8 protein-coding genes are annotated in these 10,087 nt (G+C 36.6%); 5 read left to right on the forward strand and 3 right to left on the reverse strand.

The features are described from left to right. Positions 1–163: 163 nt before the first annotated feature. The 3 genes from I6F44_RS19285 to I6F44_RS19295 all read right to left on the reverse strand — a co-directional run bounded on the left by I6F44_RS19285 (position 164) and on the right by I6F44_RS19295 (position 3,458). Positions 164–1,165, reverse strand: coding sequence for a branched-chain amino acid aminotransferase (locus tag I6F44_RS19285; RefSeq protein WP_331459092.1), 1,002 nt, complete (start codon positions 1,163–1,165; stop codon positions 164–166). A gap of 200 nt (positions 1,166–1,365) precedes the next feature. After that, complete coding sequence (locus I6F44_RS19290) at positions 1,366–2,418, reverse strand: fatty acid desaturase family protein (protein ID WP_197174390.1); 1,053 nt, start codon at positions 2,416–2,418, stop codon at positions 1,366–1,368. Then, positions 2,415–3,458: a flavin reductase family protein gene (locus tag I6F44_RS19295; RefSeq protein ID WP_197174395.1), complete on the reverse strand. Its 1,044-nt coding sequence runs from the start codon at positions 3,456–3,458 to the stop codon at positions 2,415–2,417. Before I6F44_RS19295 ends, I6F44_RS19290 begins: the two co-directional genes overlap by 4 nt. A gap of 274 nt (positions 3,459–3,732) precedes the next feature. Here I6F44_RS19295 and I6F44_RS19300 point away from each other — a divergent pair, with 274 nt between their 5' ends. From I6F44_RS19300 to I6F44_RS19320, 5 genes are all read left to right on the forward strand, one after another. Further along, positions 3,733–4,908: a PQQ-dependent sugar dehydrogenase gene (locus I6F44_RS19300; RefSeq protein WP_197174391.1), complete on the forward strand. Its 1,176-nt coding sequence runs from the start codon at positions 3,733–3,735 to the stop codon at positions 4,906–4,908. Positions 4,909–5,073: 165 nt separating this feature from the next. Then, positions 5,074–5,253 carry a DUF6435 family protein gene (locus I6F44_RS19305; protein ID WP_007375469.1) on the forward strand — a complete coding sequence of 60 codons (180 nt, stop codon included), beginning with the start codon at positions 5,074–5,076 and terminating at the stop codon, positions 5,251–5,253. A 1,067-nt stretch (positions 5,254–6,320) separates the two neighbouring features. Continuing rightward, complete coding sequence (locus tag I6F44_RS19310) at positions 6,321–8,102, forward strand: DUF262 domain-containing protein (protein WP_197174392.1); 1,782 nt, start codon at positions 6,321–6,323, stop codon at positions 8,100–8,102. A gap of 250 nt (positions 8,103–8,352) precedes the next feature. Further along, a complete protein-coding gene (locus I6F44_RS19315) occupies positions 8,353–8,994 on the forward strand; it encodes a hypothetical protein (RefSeq protein WP_197174393.1) in 642 nt (213 codons plus the stop codon). Between the two features lie 264 nt (positions 8,995–9,258). Next, positions 9,259–9,939 (forward strand): hypothetical protein, encoded by a 681-nt coding sequence (locus tag I6F44_RS19320; RefSeq protein ID WP_197174394.1) that lies wholly within the window; start codon positions 9,259–9,261, stop codon positions 9,937–9,939. Positions 9,940–10,087: the final 148 nt, after the last annotated feature.

Raw genomic sequence — 10,087 nt, forward strand, 5'->3', positions numbered from 1 at the left:
ATCAAGTAACCAATGACTAAGCATAAAAATACCCTCATAATCAAAAGATGATAAGGGTATTGTGAAGCAACCAAAAGATCGGTCAACCGATCAAAAATACCTTAACTGATCGGTGTTAACCGATTAGGTGGCTTTTTAATGCGAGTTGCTATTAAATCTATAATTAGATTTTAGTTAACCAGCCGTGCTTGTCTTCACTTATACCCCATTGAATATCGTTCAATGCTTGGCGAAGGCGCGCAGTAGTTGGGCCTGGCTCGCCAGTACCTACTTTGTATTCTTTATCGTTATGAATAAATGTACCCACAGCAGTTAGCACAGCTGCAGTGCCCGAAAGCGCCGCTTCAGTACCTGGTTTTGCTGCACGTTCTAGTAGCTCAGTAACGCTAAAGTTACGCTCGCTTACCGTCATACCTAAATCTTTGGCTATGGTTAAAATACTATTACGCGTTACACCGTGTAAAAACGTGCTATCAAGCGCTTTAGTAATAATTTCGTTGCCATCAATAAGTATAAAGTTAGCAGCACCGGTTTCTTGTACGTCGCCACCTGGGCAAAATAAAATTTGATCAGCTTGATACTTAGTTCGTGCAGCACTAATAGGTGCTAGAGCACTGGCGTAGTTACCACCACTTTTTACCATACCCATGTGCGGAGCGCAGCGCATGCCATCTTCTTCAAGCAGTACGCGCAGTGCAGTTGCGCCACCGGCAAAGTAATCACCTACTGGCGATAGTAACGTGTATAAAAGCGAGCTCATTGATGGCGCAGCTGCTTTACCAATTGCCGCCTCAGTACCAATGTGCGTTGGGCGAATATACATAGAGCCCGGCGGTAATGGCGTTTCATCTGCGTATTCGCGCATAATATCGATAATCATCGTTTTTAGCATATCGCTGTCAAAACTCGGTAAGCTTAATAGCGCTGAGCTTTGTTGCATGCGTGCAATATTTGCATCCATTCTAAAAAGATAAACAGAACCATCTTCATGGCGAAAGGCTTTTAAGCCTTCAAAACATGTACTTGAATAATGAAGAACGTGCGCACCAGCATGAAGTTCAAGTTTATCGGAAGGGACAATTGAGCTTTCGCTCCATTTATTATCAGAAAAACGAGCTTGAATCATCTGCGGCATAAACACGGTACCAAATGCGGCCATTTTAATCTCTCTTGTGTGGTCTATTTCCCTCCATTGTATGACAATCACCCGTCATTTAACCATAGCTAAAGTAAGGCTTTTTTAATTAACTATGAGAATTTTTTGCAAGTGCTGTTTACTAATCAACCGTATTGAGTGCAATAAACAAAAAAATCGGTCAGTGTAGTTACACAGACCGATTTTTTCATTCGTTAATTAAAACATGTTTATTTAAACGAATATTTAATAATACGTTTTAACACCGACGTATACTGTCTAAAAAAACCACCTGTATGATAATCAATACCGTGTTTTTTCAAAACGGCTTGTACTTGAGGCGCTACTTCTTGATAGCGCGAAGACGGCATATCAGGAAATAAGTGATGCTCTATTTGGCAGCTCAAATGCCCTGTTAAAACATGAAACCAATGCGGTCCTTTAATATTAGACGAGCCCAGTACTTGGCGATAATACCACTGCCCTTGGGTTTCGTTTACGCAGTCTTCTTCTTTAAAAGTTTGCGTTTCTTCGGTAAAGTGACCACAAAATATTATGGTCGACGTCCATAAATTACGGATTAAGTTTGCTACTAAATTACCGGCCAATACCCATAAAAATAAAGGTCCTGCAAGTAACGGAAATATCGCATAATCTTTAATTAATTGGCGAGCGCCTTTACTAAAAAAGCGATGCTTTAATGTTGAGTGTGAAACAAGCCCTTCGCGGTTTTCTTTCTTTTTACCAATAAAAACTCGCTCTGCAGCCAACTCGTGATACGACACGCCCCACTGAAATAACACACTTAAATTAATATACGTAAAAAACTGCCATACATTTTTAAAACGCCACTTAAAATCATCGCTTAAACGCAACAAGCCATAACCAAAGTCTCTGTCTTTACCAATAATATTAGTATATGTATGGTGTTCAAAGTTATGAACGCGGTGCCAACTTTGCCCATCGCACGCTATGTCCCACTCGTAATGTTGTGAGTTAAGTTGCTTGTCGTTCATCCAGTCGTATTGACCATGCATTACATTGTGGCCAATTTCCATATTGTCTAAAATTTTAGCAAGCGCTAATAGCAACACACCTGCAACCCACAATAACGGCTGAATAAAACCAAGCATTAGCAAAATTCGCCCGCTCCATTCACACACTCGCTGTTTACGCACAACAGAGCGAATGTAGTCGGCATCTTGTTGGCCAACTTTGCCAAGGGTGTCCATTTTAATGGCATCTAGCTCACTTGCGAGCATGTCATAGTTAATGTTTTTCATAATTGTAACTCCAAATCACTAACAGGTTGGCTTACGCAAAGTTGTATTAATTGCTCGCCGTTGTCACTCAATTCACCTGTTTTTAAATTACGTACCACGCCTGACTTTTTAATACATTGGCATTGATGGCAAATACCAATACCGCAACCGCGTTTAACGGGGAGCTTTTTTTCTTCAAACTGAGTCAGTAAAACATCGTTGCCCGATACAACATGGGCACTGGCGTTAATTTTTACATTAAATTGGCTATTGTCGTTTAAGCTAGGCAGCGCCAAACCAAAGGCTTCTTGGTAGTAATTTAGCTTATGCGTTTTAGCAAAATCGCTCACCGTATGCATAAATGCTGCAGGGCCACAGCAGTAAATGTCTGGATTTTCCCACGGCTTAATATTGCTGGTTATATCGCTTGATTGCTCACGCGTTAATAATAAAAACGAAAAATGCTCAAATTGCGCTGCCAACTCACTCAGTTCATCAACACATTGATGCTCAGTGGCTTTTGCGTAATACACTAACGACACTTTTTGCGTAGTTTGGCTTAAGTAATCATCAAGCATAGCTAGCATAGGTGTTATACCCGAGCCGCCTGCAATAAAAGTGGCTGGTGTGTGTGTATTTTTAAATACAAAGTCGCCGTTTGGCGCAGAAATATTGCACCATAAACCCGCTTTTAATGCACTGCTGAGTAAGCCCGTAAAACGCCCTTGCGTATTTGTTTTGATTAGTAAGCGCACTAAACCTGTATTTTTAAATTGCTGAGCGCTTGAAGCCACGGTAAACACGCGTGTTAATAATCGCCCATTAATTTCAAGCGTTAAGCTAATGTGCTGCCCTGACGTATGTGCCTGCCAATGTTTACTAGGCTTAAGTTGCACACTTAAAAAGCCGCCATCAAGCACAGCTGTATTAACTACTTGCGCTCTAAACTGCCCTGCACGCCACGCAGGTTTAAACACCTGCATTATTGGCTCTATGTAGCCTGCAAAACTTTGATGGTGTAAAAACCATTTTGAAAATTGGTTTAATACTTTAATTATCATCACTATTAATCTCTTGGATCGTAAAATACTTAACGTTTGAACTTACACGTGTACGCTCAAACTTCAGCGCACAAGTGTACGCTGAAATTTTTAGTTTTCAACCCCAATAGAGTAATTATTCAATTTTTATTAGCGCTAATTACTAAAACAATTTTCTGTTAAAAGGTCATCGTATAAAAATATAAGTGTGTGTTTTTCATTCAACTCAACGCTTAACAAATTTATTTATGCCATGTTAAGGTTATGTAAGATTGGATTAATTTTGGAAGCCATAATGATAAATTTAATGTCACATAACACACTCCCTAAACTAATAAGTGCAGGCTTAGCCGTTGCTATATTTGCTATTAACGCACCCGCGCATGCAAAAAGCGATTACGTAAAAAACTATAAACAGCTAGATACTTTATCGCTTAGCGTTAACGCAGTAACAGCGGCAGAAGGTGTGGTTATACCTTGGGCTATTGAGCCTCTAGCTAATGGTGATTTACTAATATCTGAGCGCAGTGGAACGTTATTTTTATTACCTAAAAATACAACTACGTTAACTAAGGTTTCAGGGCTACCCAACATTGAAGCTAATGGCCAAGGTGGATTGCTTGATTTAGCACTACTCACCGATAGTAAGCAAAACCAATGGCTGTACTTTAGTTACTCAAGTAGTGAGGGCAAAGGAAGCGGAAGTAACACCGCCTTAATGCGCGCCAAGCTAAATAGCGACCATACGCAGTTGTCTGATCAGCAATTGCTATACAAAGGTGAGCATAATAGTACCAAGGGCCAACACTACGGCAGCCGTATTGTGTTTGATGATGAAGGTTATGTTTATTTTTCAATTGGCGATCGCGGCTCGCGCGACATAAACCCGCAAGATCTCACTCGTGATGGCGGTAAAATTTATCGCTTACACGATGATGGCCGTATCCCAAGCGACAATCCGTTTGTTAAACAAAAAGATGTAAAACATGCAGCATGGTCTTATGGGCACCGTAATCCACAGGGCATGTGGTTTGATAATCAAAATAATATTTTATGGTCTCACGAACACGGGCCGCGCGGCGGCGATGAGCTTAATATTATAAAAAAAGGTGCTAACTACGGATGGCCTTTAGTAAGTTATGGCGTTAACTACAGCGGTACCAAGTTTACCGACCTTAAAGAAAAAGACGGCATGCAATCGCCCGTATTACATTGGACTCCTTCAATTGCCCCTTCCGATATGTTGTATGTAACGAGTGATAAATACCCAAAGCTTAAAGGTAAGCTATTATTAGCATCAATGAAATTTGCATTCATTAGCGCACTAGAGCTCTCAAAAGGTAAGGTTGTTAAGCAATATAAAATACTCGATGGAATTGGCAGAGTACGCAGCTTAGCCCAAGGCAGTGATGGTTTTATTTATTTAGGTATTGATGGCCAAGGTATTAAACGCCTAGAGCCAGAAACGTAAACACTAGCACTAGAACCAGAACTAGCACACAGTACGTTAATAATTACACCCTGTTTACTTTGCGCTTTTAAAGCGCAAAGTAAACATTTTCACCAAACAAAGAACTATTAAGCCCATTAATGCGTACACTAATTACATATAATTTAATAAATTAAGAGAATACTAATGTTTTCATTTTTAAAGCCTGATCCCGTAAAAAAACTGCGTAAAGAATACGACGTAAAACTAGAGCAAGGCATGCAGGCACAAAGAAAAGGCGACATTAAAAGCTTTGCCATGTTAAGTGCAGAAGCCGAAAAAATCTGGAGTGAAATAGAAACTCTAGAGGCTAAAAAAGCCAAATAAATAATATTTAAACGCGTCTACCCTGTTTTAAAAGCAGGAAGACGCGTTTAGTAAATAGTTCATGACCTCGCTTTACATCTTCCACCATCCCTAAACCACCTTTTATAATACGCCTACACAAATAAGTGTACTTAAAGCGGTTACTTGCATTATCGCCACCGTTTTTTAGTGACTATTAAATGATTTAAAATCGTGTTTGGTTTTCATTTTAAATATTTAATTGCTGTATTTATGTACCGCGCTGGCGTTTTTCCTCATAAGTCTAAAAATGAGGACGTTTTGCTCTTTTCAGCATGTTATTAAAAGAACAGCCCGACTTAAAGTTTAATACTCGCAATGTGTTACAGGATTTGTTATTAATATTAAAAATAATTAAGAGGACATACATTGCTCATAAAAAGAGGAAAGTGTCCTCGATAAAACTGTTATATTGCATGAAAAATCTGGCTATTGCTTTTACATTAGTGACATTCTCAACCAATTCATTTGCATGTTTTGGTGGACCCGAACAGGATTTAATAATCTTAGGTATAAGGTTACTTGCTTTAAATGTCTTCCTTATTCTTTTATCGTTAGCATTAAGGTCCATTGCAAATTTCCGAGGTTTCTTTAAAGCCGTGACAATTATTTGTGTCGCACTAATGTTGCCTACTTTTATGTATTTCAGTACTCATGGTTCTGGCGATTGTGGCGAAGGAGATGTTGTAGCATTTAAAGTGGCATCTATTATCTTATGCATAGTTGCTACTTACGAGTTATATAACTTAATAAAAGTTAGGCGTAAACTGAAATATAACAAGCAAATAAACAGGGACAAATAACAGTTGGTTTTGCTCCTGCGCCGCTTATTTTAACCAACTATTATTTGCCCATTATTTGGGCGTTACAAGTTGCTACTTTACCAATTTACCTGTTAATTTTGGTGTTACTAATAGTGGTTATTATATTATGCCATCTTTTAATTTCTCCCAAAATTTAACTTGATGAGAAAGGTACAAAAAGGCAATGTAGATTTAATAAGACCGGTGGTAAACTGATATCAAAATTAAGCTTAGACGAGGAAAATAATGTCCGAAAATACACAAGAAACTAGGTCAATAGAAGACTTAATTAAATTGATAGAAAGTGAAAAACTTCTGTTACCTGAATTTCAACGTAATTTTAAGTGGCCGATTGAAAAAACAGTAACATTATTTGACTCTTTTAACCGTAATTTGTTTATTGGTTCATTAATTTTAGCTCGGCCAAAATTTGATCTAGCTTGTAAGAAGTTTGATATTAGAGAAAGAGGTTCTAAAAATCATAGGCCTAAGCCAACTTTAATTAAGAAAGAATCTTTCGAACAAAATGATTGGCACACCCTATTAGATGGTCAACAAAGGGCAACATCTATATATAGAGCACTATTAGGAGTTGATAACATATATTATTGGTTTCAACCATTTAGTGTTTTAAGCTCAGATGAGTTTTACGATAAAAAAGAAAATAAAAGTAAAGTTTCACTAGAAAAATATATTAGTAATGTAGACTTAAAGCCGCCTAAAGATGATGTTTTATATATTAAAGTTAGTGATTTATATAAATCGCTTGATGGTAGAGAACAACGGTTTATAGATGACTTTATTACTCCGCAACTTGATGAGTTCAATGTAAGTGAGGAAGACAGAGATATTGCAATTGAGTTTGCGGGAGCTTTATTTAGTGACTTCAAAACGGATATTATCAAGAAAGATAAGCTTTTATCAGTACAACTTTTAAATATGCCACTTGAAAAGTTTTGTTTGTTTTTTGAACGAAGCAATTCACAAGGTATGAACTTATCTTTTGTTGACATTATCAACGCAAAAGTTTATATCGATTTTAAATTAAACCAAGCAATCGCGAAAGCTAAAAAGAATACATATATAGATGAAAACATAATCGACCCACTTGTTAGGTATATTAACTATATCTCTAATGGGGAAGTAACAAAAGATTCGATTCTTAGCGATCTTACAGGACAAAACTTAATCGATCACTGGAATACTTGCGTTAAAGATATTGATTATATTCAGAAGTGGTTGGAGGAAAATGATTGGCTGTTTGACGTTACAAAAATGCCTTATCGTACAATGCTATTACCTTTATTAAGTTTCTATCAGAACTTACCAAATAAAGAGTTTTCACAAGCAAGTAGTGAACAGTTAAACCAGTTAAAATATTGGTTTTATATTTCTTTATTAGATAATAGGTATGGAGGCGGTGGCCACGGTTCTACCAATGTAGTGATTAAAAAAGATGCGGATATATTAAAAGAACTAGCACAAGGTAAAAATATAGATAAAGAATTTTGGGCACGTATTCGTATTATTAGTGAGTTTGAAGACTACAAACGCATGGATAATGCTAAAAGCGCAAGTTTTATGGGGCTTTCATACTTCTTATGGAACTCAACTAAATTTAGAAATTTTGAAAATGATGCTGCGGTATCAATGGGTGCTAAAGTGGATGTACATCATGTGTTCCCAGTTAATTATATCAAGAAAAAATATGGAGAGACTTCGAACCAATACGACTTTGTTGATACCGTTCTGAATAAAGTGAGAATTAATAAAATATCTAATATTAAAATTGGCGATAAAGCCCCTAGTATATATTTAAATGAATTATTAAAATCTCATAACAAGGACTTATTAACCTCGTTAGAGTCACATAATATTAACTGTGGTAATGAACTGTTGAATGGTCGTTTAGATACAGACTTCTTTGCTTTTATTGAAATGAGATTTAAGGAGTTTGAGAAGAGTATTACAGTTCTTAAATCAGCAGGTGAGAAGCTTGCTAGAGGTGAAACCAGTAATATTTGGTAAGGTTCTGTATATTTGCTAGAGAGTATATTTTACTCTCTAGCAAATTTTTTTAAAAACACTTTCTTACTAAGAATACTTTTATAAATATTTTATTATAAGAGCATTAAGTAATTTTTCTTGTGTTAAATAATTATTGATGAAGCTTCCTTATCGGTCAGCTCACCCAATCTATCTTATTTCCTACCCTCAGCGGGAATAAAATAGTCCTTGACCAGCTCAGTCGCTCACAACTTTATAACAAGGCGCACTCATGTTTAGCAAGAAAGCTATTAATTCATATGATTTTCTTAGCCTTCCTCCAACTTCCCAAACAATAAGAAATCGAGTTGGGGTTGTTAGAAACCACTTTTTAAACGCAGAGCGTTTGCATGCCGAAGATAGGTTAGAGTTAAATAGAAATATTTCTGAAGCTCCACATGAAGGCATACGAGAGCAATTGGAAATTGAATTGCACATTTTTGGGCACTTTTTTGAACGTATTCACAGGGTATCTACACTTTTGATAGTGTACTCGTTACTGGAAAATCTCATGGCAAAGGTTTGCAAATATAAAGCAGAAAAACATAACATCGAGGATGATATTGTTGGCTATGGAATTTTAAGTTTTAAACCTTATCTTGAAAATAATTTTGGGCTAAATTTCTCTGCTCCTGAAATAGAAAAACATTGGGCTAGGGTTTCTACACTTAACAAGCTAAGGAACTCTTTGGCTCACAGTGAAGGTGATCTTGAGCAATATGCTCATTTTTCTAAAGACCAGTGTATAAAACTTAAAAAAACTATAAATAGCACTAAAGGTCTTTCATTGTATTCTAATACCATAATGATCTCCGAAGGCTTTGTTACACAAAGTATTGATGCTGTAGAAAACCTTCTACTGGCTATCGAGTAAATTAATATAAAAAAGCACTTAAAGGCAACTAAAACAGTCAGTTAAGTTTCTCTTCGCTACACATTTCCACCCACTATTTTAGTCCGCTTAGTGCGGAGTTGAGGCTGTAGAATTACTCTTTTTTAAGAAAACAGCCTGTTTTATGAGTTCCAAATGTATTACCTAATGCCTTAAAAACGACTAGAGTTAATTACAGGAACTTGTTTTTTAATTGAATTTGGCTGCTGGAGTTATTCTACAGCCTCGTTAGGGTATAGGGTAAGTATGGAGTTAATCGAATCTATTATTGAATGGACAAATAAAAATTCTGGTTTTCTTGGTTTATTAATTTTTATCTCGACAGTTTTATTAGGTTGGCTTAGTGGAATTTTTGCAGGACTGAGAAGAAAGCCTAAATTAAAAATTGAAATTAATGATGGTCCTACTTTTTGTGCTTCATTTGACACTGGGCGAGTTTATAAAAACAACTTAACTCATCGAACCGCCATTTCAACATATATCAAAGTAACTAATGTTGGTTCTGCTCCAACAGATATTAAATCGGTTCATATTGGATACAAATCTCAAAACCATATTCTTCCATTTAAGTGGTTTTGGCTAAAAGATATAACTGTAGCACTGTCCGATTTTGTGGTTAATTTAGGTGAAGATATAAAGGTATACCCATTTCTTATACAACGTAACCAACTTTCTGAAAATCAAATTGACACATATTTACTTGAAGGTAAATCATGTAACGGGATCGTTTACCACGAACAAATTGAGTCATGCGGGAATTTCTTGCCTAAAATAAAAAATAATCGTATGCGAGTTAAAGTATGTGTAGTGGACGTTTATGGCGGAACTCATACATCTACGGCAACGATAAACAAAGTAACCTTAAAAGCGGCACAAAGAATATGCCAAAAGTTTGGAGAAACTAGGGAATCATTGGCTGATAAGTAGTTATACCCTAACAAAAAGCCGAATTATAGTGACATATATGGACGCTCCCTTGAAGTCAAGACGAGCTAATGTCTAAACATCAAAATTGATGCCTTTATTTAATTGTCATGTATCCCATTTCACAGTCATGATGCGTCACAAGCTTGCT

The sequence above is a fragment of the Pseudoalteromonas sp. NZS11_1 genome (genome assembly GCF_015864275.1).
Classification (GTDB): domain Bacteria; phylum Pseudomonadota; class Gammaproteobacteria; order Enterobacterales; family Alteromonadaceae; genus Pseudoalteromonas; species Pseudoalteromonas arctica.